Raw genomic sequence first — 20,289 nt, forward strand, 5'->3', positions numbered from 1 at the left:
GTCTACTCTCCGGTTTCGACTTTCAGGTCGGAATACATGCCCCATTCGGACCAGCTGCCATCATAGACCGCATGGCGGTCATGGCCCATGCGTTCCAGCGCCAAGGCAAGGATCGCGGCCGTCACGCCAGAGCCACAGCTGAGAATGGCGGGTTTGTCCATGTTGACATTCGCAGCCCCAAATATGGCGCGCATGTCGTCGGGGGATTTCATCGTGCCGTCTGAATTCAGAAGCGTGGCAAAGGGCACGTTTTTCGAGTTCGGGATGTGGCCCGAGCGCAGACCTTCGCGGGGTTCAGGCACTTCGCCGCGGAAGCGCTCGGCCCCGCGTGCGTCGATAATCTCGTAATCGCCAAGTTTCGAAGCTGCAGCCACCTGCGTCACGTCCTTGATCATGTGGGCCTGACGAGTAACGGTCATATGACGGTCGCGGATGACGGGGGGCATGTCTTCGACCGGGTGGCCTTCGGTTTGCCATTTGGGCAGACCGCCATCCAGAACGGCAATGTCCTTGTGGCCCATCAGACGGAACATCCACCAAACGCGGGCGGCGGAAAACAATCCCATGCCGTCATAGACCACAATCTGGTGACCATCGCCGACACCCATGGCGCGCACGCGAGACATGAATTTCTCAACGGGGGGCATCATGTGCGGCAGATCTGATCGTAGATCGGCGATTTCATCGATGTCGAAATAGCGCGCGCCGGGGATATGGGCCGCATCGTACTCCGCTTTCGCGTCGCGCTCCATATCCGGCATGTACCAGCTGGCATCGATGATGCGCAGATCGGGGTCTTTCAAATGTTTTGCCAGCCAGTCGGTCGAGACCAGCGTTTTCGGGTCGCTATGCGGCATGGCTTGCCCTCCGGTCAGTGTTATCTACTGCGTAGTCCCGGACGGTCCGATAGGCAAGTAATTGCGACGCTTTGCCAAAGAAAAAGGGGAAGGCTTGCGCCCTCCCCATACTCGTTAAAAATGTCTTTGGTGCTTATTTCGCCAGCATGTTGCGCACAACGCCTACCACAGCAAGCAACACGCCTCCGCCAATACCACCCGAGGCTACTTGGCCAAGGATGGATGCAATGTCCAAACCACCAGCGCCCGCCGCGTCAGCAACGCCGCCTGCGCCAAGCATCGACAGAAGCGAACCGCCAAGGCCGCCCCCAGCAATCCCAGCAATCGAGTTGATCAAGGTGCCTTGGTTCAGGTTTTTCAGAAGGCCGCCAGCGACGTTGCCGCCAATCGCACCCGAAACAAGATTGATTAGAAGAGATTCCACTTTGCGCCCCTTTGTTCTGTATGGGGCGAGGCCCCTGTTACGTCTTGCGCAGACGTAACCATGTGCGCTTGGCGCATTTAAGGGGAAACTACGCGGACAACAGACGCTTACGTCTAGGTTAACCAGAATGGGCACGGCGAAGCGCCGTGTCTAAGGCCTGGCGAAACCGGGCACGGTCGGCTTTGGAGAAGGCTTTGCCTCCGCCTTGGCGAAAGGGGTCCGCCGCGCGCAGGTCTGCCATTAGGTCACGCATGGCCAGTTGTTCGCGCACATTGGCTTGGGTGAAGCGTTCGCCGTTATGGCGGAGCACTTCGGCCCCGGCCTCTACGCATTTGGCGGCAAGCGGGATGTCCCCTGTCACCACCACGTCGCCGGGTCCGGCGCGATCAGCGATCCACATATCCGCGATATCAGGTCCGTCGGGGACGTAGATCATTTCAACCAGAGGGTTCGGTGACGGTCGCAGCCCACCATTCGACACCAGAAACATCTGCGTCTTATAGCGGGTCGCGACGGCCTCGGCCTCAGCTTTGACCGGGCAGGCATCTGCGTCGATGTACAGGACCATCAGGTTACGCCCACAAAGCCTCGGCGTGGAAACTCACATGGTCTTCCATGAAGGTCGAGACGAAGAAGTAACTGTGGTCATAGCCCGGCTGCATGCGGAAGGTGGCCTCTTGCCGGCGGGTTGCGATGGCGCTGGCCAGCGTTTCGGGTTTCAGAAGGTCGATGAACTGGTCCTGCGTTCCGGTGTCGATCAGCATCGGGCCGTCGAAGCCCACATTCTTCATCAGAAGGCTGGCATCATGCGCGACCCACTTGGTCGTGTCGTCCCCTAGATAGGCACCCAGCTGCTTCTTGCCCCAATCCGACGCGGTCGGGTTGCAAATCGGCGAAAAGGCCGAGACAGAGCGGAAGCGATCCGGCAGGGACATCGCGATGGTCAGCGCGCCGTGGCCGCCCATCGAATGGCCGGTGATGCCCTGACGTTCGGCGTCCAGCGCGAACTTGTTGAATACCAGTTCGGGCAGGTCTTCAGTGATATAGTCCCACATCTGGAAATGCGGCGCCCATGGGTCTTGCGTGGCGTTCACATAGAACCCGGCACCTTGCCCAAGATCGTAGGCGTCATCATCGGCCACACCGTCACCGCGGGGGCTGGTGTCGGGGAAAATCAGCGCGATGCCTTGCTCGGCGGCCCACGCCTGCGCGCCTGCTTTGGTCATGGCGTTTTCATGGGTGCAAGTCAGGCCCGACAGGTACCACAATACTGGTACTGGGCCGTCATTCGCCTCGGCCGGTTGGAACAGGCCAAAGGTCATGTCCGTGCCGGTGGCGTCCGAGGCGTGTTTATAGACCCCTTGCGTGCCGCCGAAACAGGCGTTCTCCGAAATCGTTTCCATGGCGCGTTCCTTTTCGAAAGATGTTGCCACGACCTAACTAGAGGCGCGGTGCAATGGCAATGGGGAATGCGCGCATGGCCAGCGCGATCATGGCAGCGGCCCACAGTGTGCCGCCTGCGTGATAGAGCAGCGTTGGATCGGGCATCCAATCTGCACACACGCGCAAAGCTGCGCCCAGATGCAGTGCGATCAACAGAACTGAATCGGCCCGTGTTGCCTCGATCGGGCGGCCCGAGTGGCCCAGAAGAGCGCGCAGCATGACAATGGCGGTCATGGTGCCGATGGCCCCGGCTCCAAGCGCGTGATGTACCTGTCCGATGCTGGCCCAGTCGCCAAGGCTGGACGCTGCCAGCAACGCGAGGCCAATCGCAAGCCACGCATAGGCGGCGTGCTGGGCAAACAGCAGCGGTTCTTTCCAGACTGCCAACCCGCGCCAACGCGAAAGGCGCAGGGCTTGGGCCAGCGCGGCGAGGGCTGCGGTGAGGCCTGTCAGCATGCTGGTGTCGGTGACGATCCAGAGAAGTGCGGTCACTACCGTCAGAACGAGCGTTGCTTTGTCGATCACGCCAAATTCGGCGGGTAGACGCGTCGCGCCGTGTTTCTTAAGCCAGTTGCGGCTGAAGGCGGGGGTGACGCGCCCTCCGATCAGGGTCATCAGCAGAAGCGCGACTGCAAAGCCCGCGGTGATACCAGTTTGGGCATCAAACCACAGAAACAAGAGTTGTGCCGCCCAGAACGCCCCGACCATTGCGACCACGACAATGTTGCGTTTGTTCCCTGCCGCTAAGATTTCGCGCAGGGCCAATGCTGCCGCGACGGGTAGGAAACTAGCTGTCAAAAGCTGAGATGCCATTGCGTCCGAGGCGACGAGCATCGCACCACGCCCCGCCAACCACAACGTAATCAGTGCAAGCAGTGCCAAAGGGGACAACGCGGGGCGGCCTGTCCAATTGGGAATGGCTGTGAAGAGAAACCCGGCTAAAGCAGCGGGCAGATACCCCCACAACATCTCGTGCTGGTGCCACAGATAGGGATCGCCGGCCAGGGTTTCCGCCCCCATGCGGGCAACAAGCCAAAGGGGGATCGACAGACCCGCGAACAGGGCGGCTGCTGGGAAAAATGGGCGATAGGCGCCGGTCAGAAAGGTCATGATGTTACCCAGGCGATGATGGCCGATACGGTTAGAACGGACACGAGTGTCGACAACAAGATGGCTGAAGAGACTCTCTGAGGGGCCACTCCATAGTGCTGCGCCAGAATATAGACGTTCCCCGCCACCGGCAGGCCTGCGGCGGCCACCATGACGCCAGCCATAAAGGGCTCGACGTCGAAGACCATGAAGGCAAGGACGCCCACGGCCAGCGGGTGCAAGATCAGCTTGGCAAAGCTTAGCCATCCCGCGACGGACAGACGCTCGGCTGATTTCGAGGCCAGCGATGCCCCAATGGCAAAGAGTGCACCGGGCGTCGAGGCCCCGGCCAGAAGGTCCAAAAAGCGTTGGACCGGTTCAGCCAACGCCCACCCGGTCGACGACCACGCGAAGCCAAGCGCCATCGAGACGATCATTGGGTTCGACAGCAGCCCCTTGCCGACAGTCCCCAGCACGGCGGGGCTGACTCGCCCGTCACGTGTGCCGGTGATGATAATCACGATCAGACTGCTGAACAGGAACAGATCGACGGCAAGCACCAGCATGACGGCGGGAATTGCAGCCTCACCCAACAAAAGCGCCAACATGGGAACGCCCAGAAAGCCTGTGTTGCCGATCACTGCACATTGCGCTTCGACTGCGGCCTCTTGCGCGCCGCGTTTGCGGACAAGGGCGACCACGGTGGCAAGGATGTAGACCCCTAATCCGCCCAGTGCATAGGCCCAGATGAAGGGCCAGCTGATCACCTCGGATAGGGTTAGGTTGGCCGAGAACCGAAACAGCATGGCCGACAGCGCGAAGTAGAACACGAAGCGGGTCAAATAGGCCGTGGCCTCGGGTGGGAAAAAGCCACGTGCGGCGGCGCCAAAGCCCAGCCCGATCAAGGCGAAAAAGGGAAGGGTTTGCAAAAGCACGTCGATCATACGCCAAGCCCTAGCACGCCGGATTTCGCTTGGCTATGCGGCGCTTAGGTCGGTTTTGCATCCTCAAGCAACTCGACCTCGATAAAGGCGCATTCGAAGTCGTTGCCGTTGATGACGTCGTGCTCGACACCCGCCTTGCGATCGTACGGAATTCCGTTTCGAAGCGTTGCCTCGACTTGGGTTCCGTCTGGAAGATCAATTTGCAGGACCCCGTCGAACATGGGGATGACAAGATAGTCATAGGCATGCGTGTGCCGGCCGGTGTTGTCACCATTCTTGGCAAAGCGCCACTCGGTGACGCGCATCCGGTTGTTTTCAAGTAGAACCGTTCCAACGGCGGTTCCATTCGCGTTGCACATGATCGCCTCCTTCTTGGAGACGATCCTGCGGGTGATCGGTTGTTTCAGCTATCGCCAGTCGTGATGAAACGTCGGACCAGACTAGCCTCCGCCGATGATCGCTCCTGCCGCAAACACCAATGCGCCGCCGACCACGACTTGCAGCGTCGCGCGCATGAACGGGGTTTGCATGAAGCGGTTCTGGATCCAGACGATGGCCCAAAGTTCGACAAAGACGACAAGGATCGCGATGGTCGTGGCGGTCCAGAAATCCGTGATCAGATAGGGCAGCGCGTGACCGAGCCCGCCCAGCGTGGTCATAATGCCCGAGGCAAAGCCGCGCTTCACAGGACTGCCGCGTCCCGACAATTCGCCGTCATCCGAGGCCGCTTCGGTGAACCCCATCGAGATCCCCGCGCCGACGCTGGCCGCAAGTCCCACAAGGAAGGTGGTGTGCGTATCTTGCGTCGCGAATGCGGTGGCGAAGATCGGCGCGAGGGTTGAGACAGAGCCGTCCATCAACCCTGCCAATCCCGGTTGCACCCATGTCAGGATAAACTGGCGATGCGCGGCCTCGTCTTCGGTTTCGCGCGCGGTGTCGTCCAGGTGCTTGGCTTCCAGGTCGCTGGCCGTGTGGGCGTGGTCAGCCTCGGCCGCGGCCAGATCGCCCAGAAGTTTGCGGGTATTTGCATCTGACGTCCGGTCGGCTGCCTTGCGGTAAAACTGCTCGGCCTGCCGCTCCATCTCGCGCGCTTCAGCGCGGATGGTTTCAAGGCCCAGATTTTCGACCAGCCAAATGGGGCGGCGGGCATAGAACCCGGCAACATGTTCACGCCGGATCAGGGGGATGACGTCGCCAAACCGGGCTTTGTGGGCTTCGATTAGCAGGCGGCGATGCTCGTCCTCTTCCTCGGCCATGCCGTCGAACACCTTCGCGGACGAGGGGAACTCGTCCCGCAGATGCTCGGCATACTGACGATAGATCCGCGCATCGTCTTCTTCATTCGAGATGGCCAGCGCCAGAATTTCCTGTTCGGACAGGTCTGAAAAACGGCGGCGATACAGGGTGGCGGACAGCATGGAAAGCTCCTGAATTAGAATGGTTCTAACTTATGGAATTGAAACGGGAAGGCAAGTACACATTCTGTCGCGCTCAGAAAGAAACCAGAAAGCAAAAAAGGGGGCCGAAGCCCCCTTGATCAGCCTGATGTGGCAAGTGGATCAGTATTCCACCACGGCACGGATGCTTTCACCTTTGTGCATCAGATCGAACCCTTCGTTGATCTGATCCAGCGTCAGCTTGTGGGTGATCATCGGGTCGATCTCGATCTTGCCGTCCATGTACCAGTCGACGATTTTGGGGACGTCCGTGCGGCCCGACGCGCCGCCAAAGGCGGTGCCGCGCCAGACGCGGCCGGTGACCAGCTGGAAGGGGCGGGTCGAAATCTCGGCACCAGCTGGGGCGACGCCGATGATGATCGATTCCCCCCAGCCCTTGTGGGCGCATTCCAGCGCTTGGCGCATCACATTCACATTGCCGGTGGCGTCAAACGAGTAATCCGCACCGCCACCGGTCAGCTCGACTAAATGGGCAACGATGTCGCCATCCACCTTCGAGGGGTTCACGAAATCGGTCATGCCAAAGTGGCGGCCCATTTCTTCTTTGCTGTCGTTAAGGTCCACACCGACGATCTGATCCGCACCGGCCATGCGAAGGCCTTGGATTACGTTCAGACCGATGCCGCCCAGACCGAACACGACGGCGGTCGATCCGATTTCGACCTTGGCCGTGTTGATCACCGCACCAATGCCGGTGGTGACACCGCAACCAATGTAGCAGATCTTGTCAAACGGCGCGTCCTTGCGGACCTTTGCCAGCGCGATCTCGGGCACAACCGTGTGGTTGGCGAATGTCGAGCAGCCCATGTAGTGGTGGATCGGCGTGCCATCCAGCATCGAGAAACGGGTCGAGCCATCGGGCAACAGACCTGCGCCCTGGGTCGAGCGGATCGACTGGCAGAGGTTGGTTTTCGGGTTCAGGCAGTAGTCACACTCGCGACATTCGGGCGTGTAAAGCGGGATCACGTGATCGCCAACCTCAAGCGAGGTCACGCCTTCGCCCACCTCGATCACCACGCCTGCGCCTTCGTGGCCCAGAATGGCCGGGAAGATGCCCTCGGGGTCATCGCCGGAGCGGGTGAATTCGTCGGTATGGCACAGGCCGGTGGCCTTGATCTCGACCAGAACTTCGCCGGCGCGCGGGCCTTCAAGGTTCACTTCCATAATCTCAAGCGGTTTGCCAGCTTCAAGGGCTACGGCGGCACGTGTGCGCATGGGGGTCCTCCTGTTGGTGTGTCGCCCGTAGGGTGGGGGAAACCCGCGCGATTTTCAACAGCGCAGCGACCTCGGCTTGTCTTGTGGCGACATTGGCGGGAAAATAAGCGTATGAAACAGCTGTTAACGATAATTACACTTGCTGCATTAAGCGGTTGCGTTGCCGATGGAAGGGGCGCCACCGATGATCTTTGCGGGGCAGAACAACTGAAGTATCTGGTGGGGCAAGACGCAGGAGACTTATCCGGTCTTGAATTACCCGAGAACCGGCGCATCGTGCGTCCGGGCATGGCCGTTACTGCAGATTTTCAGCCCGATCGGCTGAACATCGGTATCGATCAGGACAATGTGATCGAACGCCTGTGGTGTACCTGATCAAAAACAAAGGGCGCGCCCTGCCGGGTGCGCCCTTGATCGGTCCAAGAATTACTTCTTGCGATAATCGTCGTGGCAGGCTTTGCATGTGCCGCCGATTTGACCCAAAACCGCGCCGAGTGCACCTTGTTCGGTAATCTCGGCAACGCCTTTCGCGGCCATGACCATATCTTCTGATTTCTTGACGAAATCATCCCAATTTTCCCAAATCGCGGGAAGCGCCTCGGTGGCGGGGTCAGTTTCATTTGCTTCGAACAGGGCGGGAACCGGCAAGCCTTTCTCGGCGATGATGGCGACGGCTGCGTTGGCCTTGGCGGCATCAAACGCCATCTCGCCCTTGGCCATTCCAGACAGGGTTTTCATAGACCCGCCGATGGCTTTCATGGCTTCCATCCGCTTAATCACGACGGGATTGGTGGCGTCTGCATGGGCAGCAAGGCTACCTGCCATGGTGATGCTTATAAGGGATGCGAGGGCGAGAATGCGGGCAGTTTTCATACCTAGTCCTTTCAGGCGATGGTGACTCGTTCGTATAATTGTATGCACATGCATCTATTTTCGAAATCACAGAAGCGTGATCGGCCAAATTTAGGGGGAAGCCCGCCGAAACCGTCGCAAGGAAGGCACGGATCAGCAAACATGCTGGACGCGCGAAGCGTGTGACGGGCAGGGTTGTGGTTAAAGGGCGTGAATGCCGCCCAAGATCATGTTGGTCACCAGATCCGCATAGTCCTCGCGGCTCAGCCCTTTACCGGGGCGGTTCCACATGTAGTACCAGTTCAGTATACCGAAGACCGACATGGTCACGGCGCGCAGGTTCGCACCGTTCTCGAACCGTTCAGGGGCTTCGGCCTTCAGCGCCGCACCCATCATGTCGATCAGGCGACGCTGCAGTTCCACCAAAGGTGCCTGCTGGTCGGGTTCCAGCACGGTCAGGCTGTCCAGCTGAAGTTTGTGTTCCGCATCCGCGCCTTTATAAGCGACTAGAATGGCCCGCACCAAACCACGCAGCCCGTCGGTTTCGGGGGCAGCTTCAACCTCGGCCACCAGCCCGGACAGGTGATGGTCCAGAATGTCGTAAAGCAGGGCCTCTTTACTGTCATAGTAATGATAGATCAGCGCCTTCGACACCTGGCAGTGCTTGGCCGCCGCCGTCATCGAAGCACGATCAAACCCGTGTTCGGCGAAATAGGCCGCTGCCCCCTTGCGGATGGCAGCGCGTTTTTCTTCGTGATCACGGGCGATCCCACGTGGCATGGATTACTCCTTCGGGCGGTTGTCGACGACCCTTACAGCCTTACCTTCGCTTCGTGCAACCTTACCGCCTTCTGCAACGTGCACTTTGGCGCTGACACCAACGTTGGATTTGATCTTACCGGACAGGGCGCGGACGGCGGCTTCGGCACCTTCTTGCGACTGACCTTCGGCCATTTCCACGTGAATGTGCATCTCGTCCATGCGGCCCGGACGTACCAGTTCGATCTGGAAGTGCGGGCTTAGGGCCGGAACATCCATCAGCTGCTCTTCGATCTGAGTCGGGAAGACATTCACTCCGCGCAGGATGATCATGTCGTCCGAACGGCCGGTGATCTTTTCCATCCGGCGCATCGAACGTGCGGTGCCCGGCAGCAGACGTGTCAGGTCGCGGGTACGGTAACGGATGATCGGGAAACCTTCTTTGGTCAGCGAAGTGAACACCAGTTCGCCCAGTTCACCATCCTCGCAGACCTCGCCGGTCTCGGGGTTGATGATCTCGGGATAGAAGTGGTCTTCCCAAATGTGCAGGCCGTCCTTGGTTTCCACACATTCATTGGCCACACCCGGTCCTACAACTTCCGACAGGCCGTAGATGTCAACGGCGTGCATGTCGAAGGCTTCTTCGATTTCGCGGCGCATGTTGTTGGTCCACGGCTCGGCCCCGAAGATTCCGACCTTCAGTGGGCTTTTGCGTGGGTCCAGACCCTGCTTGGCGTATTCGTCCAGAATTGACAGCGCATAGGAGGGAGTCACGGTGATGCCGTCGGCGCGGAAATCTTCGATCAGGCGCACCTGTCGCTGGGTCATACCGCCCGAGACCGGCACAACCGTTAGGCCAGCGGCTTCAGCGCCGCCATGCACACCCAGACCGCCCGTGAACAGGCCATAACCATAGGCATTGTGCAGCACATCGCCCGGGCGCAGACCCGAGGCGCGCATACAGCGCGCAACGACGCCCGACCACATTTTCAGGTCATTCTTGGTATAGCCCACAACAGTCGGCTGACCCGTGGTGCCCGAGCTTGCGTGGATACGCGAAATCTGCTCGCGCGGGACGGCAAACAGGCCGAACGGATAGTTGTCGCGCAGATCCTGTTTGACGGTGAAGGGGAACTTGGCCAGATCCGACAACGATTTCAGATCGTCGGGATGAACACCGGCGTCGTCGAAGCTTTTGCGATAGAAGGGCACGTTTTCATAGGCGTGTTTCAACGACCATTTCATGCGCTCTAGCTGCGTGGCGGCAATCTCGTCGCGCGATGCGATTTCGATTGGATCAAGGTCTTCCTTGCGAGGTGTCAGGTCTTTCATGTCTCTCCTCCGACCAGAGCGCGTGCTCCGGTGCTTCTATCCGTCTTGTTCGTCAAAATGTGTGCCGCTGACCTGCCGCGAATGGCCGCGGAACAGAACTACGGTTCGTCCGTCCTCCCCGGTGACGGTCACGTCATAGATGCCCGAGCGTCCGCTTAGGCTGGTCTCGGTCGCGGTGGCGATTAGGCGCTCGCCCAGTTTGCCTGGGCTGAGATAGGTGATCGAGCAGTGCTGCCCGACCACGCGGTTGTTGTAACTGTTGCAGGCGAAGGCAAAGGCGCTGTCGGCCAGCGTAAAGGAAAACCCGCCATGGCAAGTGCCGTGCCCGTTCACCATGTCTTTGCGGACATCCATCGACAGGACGGCCTGGCCCGGCGCAATGGCGTCGATCCGCATCCCCAGTTCCTGACTGGCCGGATCGTCTGCCCACATGATGTCGGCACTTTTTTCTGCGATTTCCTGCGGCGTCATGTGGCCTCCCCCAAGATGACTGCTTGATAGGATGCACAAAACCGACCGTGCGGTCAATAATGCGTTTTGATTTTCCGAAAACCCATGACACAGCAACAGCGCCATCAGGCGCGAATATCGATTGAATAGCAGGTGGGAAATGTAGTTCCGGCGCCGCCTACTGGGTGGGGGCTGTTCAAACGGCGCCGGAAGAGCTCTCGCTCGCTACACGTTAACTATTTGCTGGGAAGGGGGCGGCAAAACGGTCGCTGAAAGGTAACTTGCCGGTCATTTCGGGGCAAAATTTGGGCAGGTATTGATTTGTTTACCATGTCGGTCCACTCTGAATTTATGAACTGGCAGACAACGACGCCCTTTCAAGGGGCAGGCAAACCGGCCGAGCAGATCGCCTTCAATCGTCACGAGCTTGGCGCCATTATGGGGCTTTACGGACAGATGGTCGCCGCAGGTGAATGGCGCGACTATGGGATGAGCTTTCTAAGTGACGTTGCGATCTTTTCGATTTTTCGACGCACGGCAGAGCATCCGATCTACCGGATCGAGAAGCGGCCCAAGCTGCGTGGCAAGCAGGGGCAGTATTCGGTGATCGGTATGGATGGACGCATCCTGAAACGCGGCAGCGATCTGCGGAATGTGCTGCGGGTGCTGGAGCGCAAACTGATCCGCGCGGTCGAGTAAAGCCTACAACCGCTTGCGCGAAGTGACGGGGCCGTCGCCCTGCGCCTCGATCCGCGCGATGGCGTCACTGGTATTTTCATAGACCACCGACATGTGATGTGCATTCGCGTGAATGATCCGTGTGTCGTCCACCACCATTGCCACATGGCCCTTCCAGAACAGAAGATCGCCACGCTGAAGCGGTGCGTTGTCTGCGATGTCATGGCCCAAAGAACTTTCTTGCAGATCGCTATCTGCCGGGCATGGAATGTCGCAGGCTAACAGCGCGGCCTGCACAAGGCCCGAGCAATCAATTCCGAAGCCCGAATTTCCCGCCCAGACATAGGGCGTGTCTAAAAACTGTTCGGCAACTGCAACGGGATCCGAGGAGAACTCGTTGATCGGACGTAGATGGGATGCCGGGATATAGCCATGTTTTGGAGCCGACATCGGGGTTTTGGGCAGTTTCACCTCGGCCCATTTTTCGTTTGTGGCGGCCACCTGCACCAGACTGTTCATATGAAACACGCGACTATGCGGCGTTTTGAAGTTCGGCTCGGGATACATATGCGTCGTGCGGTGCGTCACACGATGTGTCAGAGTCTGCGGGTCGCCAAGGCTCCATGCTTCAAGGTATCCGACATAGCCATCTTTCAGCGATTGGCCAAAGACCATGTGGTCGTCACCGTCCAGAATGTTGAACTGATCTCCGGACAGAACCTGTCGATCCCGGTTGCCACTGGGGGCGTCCAGCAAAAAGCTGTCGCCGACGACCTGTTTCAGCGTGCCTTCGGTGAAGCGGGGCGCGTCGATTTTGCCACGCAGGCTTTCATGCGCAACTTGGTCGTTTGCGGGGGTCAGGCGGCGGTCCATGGTCACAGCTCCAGCATTTCTGGCAATGCATCCAACAGAGCGCGCGCACCCATGCCAACGCCGCCTTTCGGGCGACCCGGTGCGGCGGTAGGGTTCCAGCCGTAGATGTCGAAATGCATATAGCGCGGCGAATCGGTCACGAAGCGTTTCAGGAATAGCGCGGCGGTGATCGAGCCTGCGAACCCGCCCTTCGGCGCGTTGTCCAGATCGGCAATGCCGGGTTCTATCATCGCCTCGTACGGATCCCAGAAGGGCATTTCCCAGACCGGATCAGCGCTGGACTGCGCGCCTTTGCGCAAGGCGTCGGCGTCTGCTGTTTTGGTTGCATAGAAGGGCGACAGGTCGGGGCCGACCGCGACACGTGCGGCGCCCGTTAGCGTCGCCATCGACACGATGAGGTCTGGCTTTTCTGCATCCGCCAGCGCCAGCGCATCGGCCAGAACAAGGCGACCCTCGGCATCGGTGTTGTTGATTTCAACCGTCAGCCCTTTGCGCGAGGTCAGGATGTCGCCGGGTCGGAATGCATTGCCCGCGACGGCGTTCTCGACTGCTGGGATCAAGACCCGCAAACGCAGCTTTAGGCCAAGTGCCATGATCATCTGGGCCAGCCCAAGCACCGTAGCTGCGCCGCCCATGTCTTTCTTCATCAAGCCCATCGACGCGCCCGGCTTCAGGTTCAGACCGCCCGTGTCAAAACATACGCCCTTGCCCACCAGCGTCAGGGTCGGACCCTCGTCACCCCATCGCATGTCGATCAAGCGCGGAGCGCGGGTGGCGGCGCGCCCGACCGCGTGAACCATAGGGAAATTCTGGTCGAGCAACGCCTTCCCCAAGATGGTCGAGATCTCGGCCCCATGAGCCTCGGCCAGTTTACGCACAGCCAATTCCAGCTCGTCCGGTCCCATATCTTCGGCCGGGGTGTTGATCAGATCGCGAGTGGTCAATTCCCCCGCTGCAATGGCCTCTAGCCGTGCAGCGTCAACGCCGTTGGGGGCAATAAGCTGCGCCTTCGGGGTCGATTGCTTGGCATAGCGGTCGAAACGATACCCTTCCAGAAGCCAGCCAAGGGCAAACTCTTGCGTGATCGCGTCTTCATGGGTGCTGGCCAGTTGGTACACGCCCTCTGGCAGTTTTCCTCGTGCCGCGACTGCGCCAAATCGCTTGCGTTTGCGTGCGGCGGCTGTGCCAAGACCAACCAGAGCCATGTCGATCTTACCAGAGGTCGACGGGACCGCGAGGCTTTGCCCCAACCCACCCGTAAATCCATTTGCCGCCGCCCAATCCTGTGCGGCTTGCGGCAAGGCTGCTAAGGCGTCGCTCTCGTTCTCAATCAGATAAAGAGGTGTGGCAAAATCAGTTTGCGTGGAGAAAGTCAGGGTCATTGAGGCCTCGGTCAGTATCTGTGCCGGTTCTGCCCTGCAGAGTAACGCGCCCATACGCGGGGGCAATCCCTGATCTGCACTCGTCTAAAGCGACATGTCCTGCAGATCCCACACCGCGATCAAACTGCGTTCCCCCACCCGAGTCAGGCGGGCCAAAGTCGCGGGCAGGGCCGCTGGATCCTTGGTTGCGCATTGTTCGGCGACATCGCGGGCCACACGCGCCAGCGAGGTCATGCCAAGTCGTTGTGCAATGCGCTTCAGATCTTCGGCACCTTGGTGAATGTCTGCATGGCATCCGGATTTCAGCGCACGTTGCACGCGTGCCAGCCACAGCGCGAGATCTTCAAGCGACTGGTTCAAGTTTCGGTCCGCTTGTATCGGACCAAATCGCACATAAAGCGCGTGAAGCTGATCGCGATCCAGCTGTATTTCTTCGACATAAGTCAAGTTTGTGATTTCGGCCATGGCAGCACCCCAGTTGTATCTGTCCCTCGGGTGCAGAATGAACGGAGGGCCTCAAGATTTCGTATATGGATACGTCGAAATTACCTCGAATTATCTGGGAATTCGGCCTAAAACGTCTGAAGCAAAAGTGAGGAGACGCAACAATGACCAACGCAAGCCCGCTGCCCGAATTTCTGGTAGAGCGCTATCACACCCAGAAGGACGCCATGTCGTCTGAGACGAAAGCCCGTCTTCAGCATCTGGCGGACGAAGGTCAAGAGCCGCCCGCGATGGTTATTTCCTGCTGCGACAGCCGCGTGCATGCCACCGCATTGTTCGGGGTTGAGCAAGGCGAGTTCTTCATGCACCGCAATATCGCCAATTTCGTTCCTGCCGCTGATGCGACAGGTGAAAATACTGGTACTGCTGCGGCGCTGGAATACGCGATTACAGCGCTGAAGGTGAAGCATATCGTTGTCATGGGACACAGCAAGTGCGGCGGCGTCAAAGGCTATCACGACATGTGCAAAGGCGAAGCTCCGGGGCTTGAGGATGAAGCCAGCTTCGTCGGCCGTTGGATCCGCCATCTTGCCCCCGCATTAGAGCGGATTGGCGGGGTGGAAGCCGGTCGCGAGGACCGTGATCTAGAGAAGGCAGGTGTCATGCAATCGCTGGACAACCTGATGACCTACAGCTTTGTGCGCGACGGAGTTGAAGGCGGGACGTTGTCTCTGCACGGGTTGTGGATGGACATCAGCGACGGCTCGTTGGAAGGGTTGAACCCGGCCACGGGCGCGTTCGAAGCGATCTAAGCTTGAAGGGCGCGCTGAAGGAATTATTGGCGCAGACGACGGGGGCGGCCATTGTGCTGTTCGCGCGTCTGGTCACCGCCGTTCGCGGGATCTGGTCAGGGGCCGAGCCTGTGAACCGTCAGCGCGTCTATTTCGCCAATCATGGATCGAACGGAGATTTCGTGCTGATCTGGACCGTACTGCCTCCGGTGCTGCGCGCTAAGACGCGGCCGGTGGCGGGATCGGATTACTGGCTGACCTCGAAGTTGAAATCTTTCATCGGGCGTGACGTATTCAACGCGGTCTTGATTGACCGCAACCGTGACACGCGCACAGAAGACCCCATTGCGCAGATGGTTGAAGCATTAGACGGCGGGGCCAGTCTGATCCTATTTCCCGAAGGCACGCGCAACATGACGGATGACACCTTGTTGCCATTCAAGCCGGGATTATTCCATCTGGCCAAAGCGCGTCCAGAGGTCGAGCTTGTGCCGACGTGGATCGACAACCTGACCTCGGTCATGCCCAAAGGCGAAGTTATTCCGGTGCCGCTTCTTTGTTCGGTCACGTTTGGCTCGCCGCTGACCATCAACGACGGCGAAGATAAAGCCGCCTTTCTGACCCGCGCGCAATCCGCGTTGGCAGAACTGGCAGAGGAGGCCGCGGCATGAACGCACCGACCGAGTTTTCGACCCTGATGCTGGGTGTTCTCGCTGTTCTAGTTGTGGCCACCGTCATCGCGCAGATGTTGAAGCGCAAAATGGGCGCTGACAATGACGTGATCGAGAACCTGATTGCGCGGATCAACGCGTGGTGGGGCATGGTCGCACTGTTGGCGCTGGCAATGCTGGGCGGCAAGGCGGGCGTTGTGATCCTGTTTGCGCTTCTCAGTTTCGCGGGGTTGCGCGAGTTTCTGACCTTGACCGCCAAACGCCGTGCCGATCACTGGGCGCTGGTGATCAGCTTTTTTGTCATCCTTCCGGTGCAATATCTGCTGATCTGGGATGACTGGTACGGGATGTATTCGATCTTTATCCCCGTCTACGCCTTCCTTCTTTTGCCCATCGTGGCCGCCTTGCGTGGCGACACGGATGGCTATTTGTCCCGCGTCGCGGAAACCCAATGGGGGCTGATGATCTGCGTCTTTGCAGCAAGCCACGTGCCTGCGCTCTTGTCGCTTGAGATTCCCGGATACGAGGGCAAAAACGTCCTTCTGGTCGCCTTCCTTGTGGTCGTGGTGCAGCTGTCTGATGTTCTGCAATATGTCTGGGGCAAGCTGGCCGGAAAGCGCAAGATCGCACCGCGCCTGTCGCCATCAAAGACGTGGGAGGGCTTTGTGGGCGGTGTTGCCTCGGCCTGTCTGGTGGGGGCAGGGCTGTGGTGGCTAACGCCGTTCACGCCGCTTGAAGCTGCCGGCATGGCGCTGGTCATCACCCTGATGGGTTTTTTCGGAGGCCTCGTCATGTCCGCCATCAAGCGCGACAAAGGGGTGAAGGACTGGGGCCACCTAATCGCGGGGCACGGTGGGTTCATCGACAGGCTGGACAGCGTCGTCTTCTCGGCTCCGATTTTCTTCCACCTGACCCGCTATTTCTGGTCTGTTACGTAAGAGGTTCCCATGCAGCGTCGCCCCATCGCCAGCCGTGATCGCAACTGGGCCAAACGTGCCGCAAGCTGGCTGGTCACGAAGAATGTGACACCAAACCAGATTAGCAAGGCGTCGGTCCTGTTTGCCTTGGTCGCGGGGGGGGCGTTCTGGCTGTCAGCGGGCACCAACGCTGTATGGCTGATCCTGGCGGCGCTGGGCGTGCAGGGGCGGCTTTTGTGTAACCTATTTGACGGGATGGTTGCTGTCGAAGGTGGCAAGGCCGAGGCCGACGGACCTTTCTGGAACGAGGCGCCCGACCGCTATGCCGACATCCTGATCCTTGTGGGCATGGGCTTGGGTGCGGGCAGTCCTGCGCTGGGCTGGGCTGCTGCCACCATGGCCGTCCTGACGGCCTACACGCGCGAAGCCGGGGCTGCACAAGGGTTGGAACCGGACTTTGGCGGCCCGTTGGCGAAACAGCACCGGATGGCTTTGGCAACTGTCGCCGCCGTGCTGGCGATTTTCATGCCCGTGGTCGCTGGCGTGCCCACACTGACACTCGCCCTGTGGATCATCACCCTTGGCGCAGGCGGCACCGCCCTTCGCCGCGGACGGGGAATGGTCGCGGCACTGAAAGCGCGCCACGACCAATAGGGTTTACGGGTGCCACGAAAGGGTCTTGCCCTCGGGCCAGCGCAACGTGGTTTCGATGCTGATCTCGGATTGTCCGCCCGCAGGTACGCTCAGATCCCAAACGGAAACCCCGCGTTGATCTTCGTAGTCCGTCTCGCTTGGCGCGGGTGACGCATTTACCGTCACCGTCAACTCTTCCTGTTCAGAATACGTCGTCGGGAAGAACACCCGCACATCCTCGGCTTCGCTGCTCAGGTTTTCGACCCGCACCAAAGCTTCATGAGTGCGAGATGTGGCGGATTTGATAAATCCACGTTCACCAACCTGGTCGTCTTTCTCGGCATAGGTCAGGCGGATATGCTCGACAGGGCCAAGGGGCAGATCCGTTTCACCGCCTGCGGCAATTGCTGGAACACCACCTTCAGCGACCAGAATGCCGTCTCGGTAGAAACTTGCTTCACCGCCCAGCAAGGGCGCGCCGCTATCGTTGGTAAGCTTGGCCACCAGATACGCGGTGTCGTCGTTGCGTGGGGAGGCGTGGATATATGTGTCGGCGGGCAGATCGAACTGTCCGAACTCCAGCATCAACACATCCGACGGACCAATGTCCAGCTGCTCGGAATAGGAATAGGTAACGGCAAAGCCGCTGTCATTTGCGCCGAAACCTGCCGCTTCCTCGACGACGACGACTTCTTCTTCCATGATTGCGCTGTCTGCAAATGACGGCGCAGCGGAGCGCTTCATTGTGATGGCTTCAGGTACTTCGCGTTCATGAACGCTGGCATGGAGACCCCACACTGGACGGGGCGCTGTTTGTCCCGAGGGTTGGGTCGTTGACAAGGTAAGGTCAATGCCGCGCCAACTTACCTCGTCCGAGGCGACGACAACGGCTTTGCGATGCACGGAAATCTTTTCCGGTTGGTCGGATTTATGATGGATCTCATATACGGGCTGCCAGAAAGACCCGTGCTCGTATCCGAGCAGCTCTAGACTGGCTTCTGTTGGGGCAGCGACTTCAACCCGAACGGACCAAAGATCTTCACCAACTTCTGGGGGTAAAAGACGCGCCAGTTTGGCTTGAGCAGCTGCCAAGGCGTCGGCCAGCTCAACCTTTCTTTCCTTTGCCTCGTTGATCAACACCGTCTGTTTGGCAATCTCGGCATGGGCGGTTTCGGTTTCGGAAAGAACGGATGCCGAAATCCCGACGATGTCTTTCGCCTCTAGCGTCAGACCACCCGCCGAAAGAGAGGCCAAGAACGCCAGCTGCGCTTCAAGTGCTCGCATGCGCCCACCAAGTTCCTTCATGGATTGGTTATGTGTAAAGACCGCGTCTTGAGCCGTGTCTACCGCGTCTAGCGCGGCTTGCTGATCGTTATTCAGATACGCGCCTTCATCCAGCAATTGCTCCCTAAGGAATTTGATCTGAGTGATCTTTACGCCGTCAGAAAGGCTGCGAAATCGGGGGGCGCTGTTCTGAGATGTCGCGGAGAACGGGAATAGCACCTCGTGCGTGCCGGCGGGCAGGGACAGGGTGATGTGATGTGTGACCTCGGCCACGTCAGGATAGAGCGTGGCAGACACGGCGCGCGGGGCGGTGTGGAAGGTGTCGGCGAATGCGGGGCCTGCGGTGAGCAGCAGAAGGGGCAAGGTATAGCGCATGAAAATGCCTTTTGGGTCAGTCAGGTAACGCAGCGTAGTCGCTGCTGGGCCAAGTGTTGCAAACCCCTTTGCCATTGCCAATGCTCCAAACGAAAAAGCCCCGCCATTCGGCGGGGCTTTTCCTATTCGACTGTCAGAAGGCTTAGCCCTTCTTCAGAACCTCTCGGCCCAGAAGCTCGGCGATCTGGACGGCGTTCAGGGCTGCCCCTTTACGCAGGTTGTCCGAAACGCACCACATGTTCAGGCCGTTCTCGACTGTGACGTCCTGACGGATGCGGCTGATGAAGGTTGCGAAATCGCCAACGCATTCGACCGGGGTGACATAGCCACCGTTCTCGCGCTTATCCACGACCAGAATGCCGGGGGCAGTACGTAGGATATCGCGAGCTTCGTCTTCGTCCAGGAACTCTTCCGTTTCGATGTTGATCGATTCCGAGTGGCCAACGAAGACTGGCACGCGCACACAGGTGGCGGTGACTTTGATGTCTTTGTCGACGATTTTCTTCGTCTCGGCGATCATCTTCCATTCTTCTTTCGTGTCGCCCGAGTCCATGAAGACGTCGATATGCGGGATCACGTTGAAGGCGATCTGCTTGGGATAGACCTTGGGTTCCACTTCCTGACCTGGAACATACATGCCCTTGGTCTGGTTCCACAGCTCGTCAATCGCGTCTTTGCCCGAACCGGACACCGACTGATAGGTCGACACGACAACGCGCTTGATCTTGGCGCGATCATGCAGGGGCTTCAGCGCCACAACCATCTGCGCAGTCGAGCAGTTGGGGTTCGCGATGATGTTCTTGTTTTTGTAGCCGTGGATCGCATCCGGGTTCACTTCCGGCACGATCAGCGGGATGTCGGGGTCGTAACGATACAGCGACGAGTTATCGATCACCACACAACCAGCTGCAGCCGCTTTGGGCGCGTATTCTTTGGTTGCTTCCGAACCCACGGCAAACAGCGCCATGTCCCAGCCGGTGAAGTCAAAAGTGTCCAGATCCTGGGTGGTCAGGGTCTTGTCACCAAAGCTGACTTCAGTACCGAGCGAACGGCGCGATGCAAGCGCGGCGATCTCGTCTACAGGAAACTGGCGTTCCGCCAGGATGTTCAGCATTTCGCGGCCCACGTTGCCCGTGGCGCCTACGACGGCGACTTTATAGCCCATTACGGCCTCCTATTTTCAACTTGTCTTTGAACCACCCAAAGACGGGGGGTTCCTTAGATCAATTCCGCCTTGCAGAAAAGGCTTTTCGCGTCGTTTCGACATGATTTGCGTTGACTTGTGTGGAATTCGCTGTGATACGCGGCTCAACTGTCCGGTCGACGCGTGAGCGACCCGCCCCAGATGTGAGGCAGACAGTCCTTCCTACAAGTTCCCAAATCACGCGGGGTTCTAGCGGTCAGATCGGCGCTTGGGCA

Annotated in this window: 24 protein-coding genes; 6 read left to right on the top strand and 18 right to left on the bottom strand. The window is 59.1% G+C overall.

Going from position 1 to position 20,289, the window contains the following annotated elements; genetic code table 11:
* Positions 1-2: 2 nt before the first annotated feature.
* The 9 genes from sseA to ACP15F_RS00490 form a co-directional block, all read right to left on the bottom strand.
* A complete protein-coding gene (gene sseA / locus ACP15F_RS00450) occupies positions 3-857 on the bottom strand; it encodes a 3-mercaptopyruvate sulfurtransferase (RefSeq protein ID WP_424938891.1) in 855 nt (284 codons plus the stop codon).
* 133 nt (positions 858-990) lie between these two features.
* Positions 991-1,281, bottom strand: coding sequence for a hypothetical protein (locus tag ACP15F_RS00455; RefSeq protein WP_424938892.1), 291 nt, complete (start codon positions 1,279-1,281; stop codon positions 991-993).
* Between the two features lie 118 nt (positions 1,282-1,399).
* The gene (locus tag ACP15F_RS00460) at positions 1,400-1,849 is read right to left on the bottom strand and encodes a YaiI/YqxD family protein (RefSeq protein ID WP_424938893.1); all 450 of its coding nucleotides are present in this window, start codon (positions 1,847-1,849) and stop codon (positions 1,400-1,402) included.
* Positions 1,850-1,853: 4 nt separating this feature from the next.
* Complete coding sequence (gene fghA, locus ACP15F_RS00465) at positions 1,854-2,684, bottom strand: S-formylglutathione hydrolase (RefSeq protein WP_424938894.1); 831 nt, start codon at positions 2,682-2,684, stop codon at positions 1,854-1,856.
* A 37-nt stretch (positions 2,685-2,721) separates the two neighbouring features.
* Complete coding sequence (locus ACP15F_RS00470; RefSeq protein WP_424938895.1) at positions 2,722-3,834, bottom strand: NnrS family protein; 1,113 nt, start codon at positions 3,832-3,834, stop codon at positions 2,722-2,724.
* Complete coding sequence (locus ACP15F_RS00475) at positions 3,831-4,757, bottom strand: AEC family transporter (protein WP_424938896.1); 927 nt, start codon at positions 4,755-4,757, stop codon at positions 3,831-3,833. Before ACP15F_RS00475 ends, ACP15F_RS00470 begins: the two co-directional genes overlap by 4 nt.
* 44 nt (positions 4,758-4,801) lie before the next feature.
* Complete coding sequence (locus ACP15F_RS00480) at positions 4,802-5,116, bottom strand: cupin domain-containing protein (protein ID WP_424938897.1); 315 nt, start codon at positions 5,114-5,116, stop codon at positions 4,802-4,804.
* Positions 5,117-5,197: 81 nt separating this feature from the next.
* Positions 5,198-6,175 (bottom strand): iron exporter MbfA, encoded by a 978-nt coding sequence (gene mbfA / locus ACP15F_RS00485; protein WP_424938898.1) that lies wholly within the window; start codon positions 6,173-6,175, stop codon positions 5,198-5,200.
* A 141-nt stretch (positions 6,176-6,316) separates the two neighbouring features.
* Positions 6,317-7,429 carry an S-(hydroxymethyl)glutathione dehydrogenase/class III alcohol dehydrogenase gene (locus ACP15F_RS00490; RefSeq protein ID WP_424938899.1) on the bottom strand — a complete coding sequence of 371 codons (1,113 nt, stop codon included), beginning with the start codon at positions 7,427-7,429 and terminating at the stop codon, positions 6,317-6,319.
* Positions 7,430-7,540: 111 nt separating this feature from the next.
* Here ACP15F_RS00490 and ACP15F_RS00495 point away from each other — a divergent pair, with 111 nt between their 5' ends.
* The gene (locus ACP15F_RS00495) at positions 7,541-7,804 is read left to right on the top strand and encodes an I78 family peptidase inhibitor (RefSeq protein WP_424938900.1); all 264 of its coding nucleotides are present in this window, start codon (positions 7,541-7,543) and stop codon (positions 7,802-7,804) included.
* Positions 7,805-7,855: 51 nt separating this feature from the next.
* On the opposite strand, the gene ACP15F_RS00500 is transcribed toward ACP15F_RS00495, so the two are convergent.
* From ACP15F_RS00500 to paaI, 4 genes are all read right to left on the bottom strand, one after another.
* Positions 7,856-8,302: a c-type cytochrome gene (locus ACP15F_RS00500; RefSeq protein ID WP_424938901.1), complete on the bottom strand. Its 447-nt coding sequence runs from the start codon at positions 8,300-8,302 to the stop codon at positions 7,856-7,858.
* Between the two features lie 180 nt (positions 8,303-8,482).
* Positions 8,483-9,061 (bottom strand): TetR/AcrR family transcriptional regulator, encoded by a 579-nt coding sequence (locus ACP15F_RS00505; RefSeq protein ID WP_424938902.1) that lies wholly within the window; start codon positions 9,059-9,061, stop codon positions 8,483-8,485.
* Positions 9,062-9,064: 3 nt separating this feature from the next.
* Positions 9,065-10,372: a phenylacetate--CoA ligase PaaK gene (gene paaK / locus ACP15F_RS00510; RefSeq protein ID WP_424938903.1), complete on the bottom strand. Its 1,308-nt coding sequence runs from the start codon at positions 10,370-10,372 to the stop codon at positions 9,065-9,067.
* 36 nt (positions 10,373-10,408) lie between these two features.
* Complete coding sequence (gene paaI, locus ACP15F_RS00515; RefSeq protein WP_424938904.1) at positions 10,409-10,843, bottom strand: hydroxyphenylacetyl-CoA thioesterase PaaI; 435 nt, start codon at positions 10,841-10,843, stop codon at positions 10,409-10,411.
* Positions 10,844-11,173: 330 nt separating this feature from the next.
* On the opposite strand from paaI, the gene ACP15F_RS00520 reads away from it, so the two are divergent.
* A complete protein-coding gene (locus ACP15F_RS00520) occupies positions 11,174-11,521 on the top strand; it encodes a DUF2794 domain-containing protein (protein WP_424940916.1) in 348 nt (115 codons plus the stop codon).
* A gap of 3 nt (positions 11,522-11,524) precedes the next feature.
* Here the strand turns inward: ACP15F_RS00520 and ACP15F_RS00525 are convergent, their stop codons facing one another.
* The 3 genes from ACP15F_RS00525 to ACP15F_RS00535 form a co-directional block, all read right to left on the bottom strand.
* Positions 11,525-12,373 (bottom strand): NlpC/P60 family protein, encoded by an 849-nt coding sequence (locus ACP15F_RS00525; RefSeq protein ID WP_424938905.1) that lies wholly within the window; start codon positions 12,371-12,373, stop codon positions 11,525-11,527.
* A gap of 2 nt (positions 12,374-12,375) precedes the next feature.
* On the bottom strand, positions 12,376-13,755 hold the full coding sequence (locus tag ACP15F_RS00530) for a leucyl aminopeptidase family protein (RefSeq protein ID WP_424938906.1): 1,380 nt from the start codon (positions 13,753-13,755) through the stop codon (positions 12,376-12,378).
* Between the two features lie 84 nt (positions 13,756-13,839).
* Positions 13,840-14,220: a hypothetical protein gene (locus tag ACP15F_RS00535; RefSeq protein ID WP_424938907.1), complete on the bottom strand. Its 381-nt coding sequence runs from the start codon at positions 14,218-14,220 to the stop codon at positions 13,840-13,842.
* 143 nt (positions 14,221-14,363) lie between these two features.
* On the opposite strand from ACP15F_RS00535, the gene ACP15F_RS00540 reads away from it, so the two are divergent.
* From ACP15F_RS00540 to ACP15F_RS00555, 4 genes are read left to right on the top strand one after another with little or no spacing between them, the layout of a single operon-like run.
* Complete coding sequence (locus tag ACP15F_RS00540; protein WP_424938908.1) at positions 14,364-15,011, top strand: carbonic anhydrase; 648 nt, start codon at positions 14,364-14,366, stop codon at positions 15,009-15,011.
* A gap of 26 nt (positions 15,012-15,037) precedes the next feature.
* The gene (locus ACP15F_RS00545; protein WP_424938909.1) at positions 15,038-15,661 is read left to right on the top strand and encodes a lysophospholipid acyltransferase family protein; all 624 of its coding nucleotides are present in this window, start codon (positions 15,038-15,040) and stop codon (positions 15,659-15,661) included.
* Positions 15,658-16,599: a phosphatidate cytidylyltransferase gene (locus ACP15F_RS00550; RefSeq protein ID WP_424938910.1), complete on the top strand. Its 942-nt coding sequence runs from the start codon at positions 15,658-15,660 to the stop codon at positions 16,597-16,599. Before ACP15F_RS00545 ends, ACP15F_RS00550 begins: the two co-directional genes overlap by 4 nt.
* Before the next feature lie 9 nt (positions 16,600-16,608).
* The gene (locus ACP15F_RS00555; protein WP_424938911.1) at positions 16,609-17,232 is read left to right on the top strand and encodes a CDP-alcohol phosphatidyltransferase family protein; all 624 of its coding nucleotides are present in this window, start codon (positions 16,609-16,611) and stop codon (positions 17,230-17,232) included.
* A gap of 3 nt (positions 17,233-17,235) precedes the next feature.
* Here the strand turns inward: ACP15F_RS00555 and ACP15F_RS00560 are convergent, their stop codons facing one another.
* Positions 17,236-18,945: a DUF4139 domain-containing protein gene (locus tag ACP15F_RS00560; protein WP_424938912.1), complete on the bottom strand. Its 1,710-nt coding sequence runs from the start codon at positions 18,943-18,945 to the stop codon at positions 17,236-17,238.
* Between the two features lie 67 nt (positions 18,946-19,012).
* The gene (locus tag ACP15F_RS00565; protein WP_424938913.1) at positions 19,013-20,035 is read right to left on the bottom strand and encodes an aspartate-semialdehyde dehydrogenase; all 1,023 of its coding nucleotides are present in this window, start codon (positions 20,033-20,035) and stop codon (positions 19,013-19,015) included.
* Positions 20,036-20,289: the final 254 nt, after the last annotated feature.

It is taken from the genome of Aliiroseovarius sp. S253 (assembly GCF_049800855.1).
Classification (GTDB): Bacteria; Pseudomonadota; Alphaproteobacteria; order Rhodobacterales; family Rhodobacteraceae; genus Aliiroseovarius.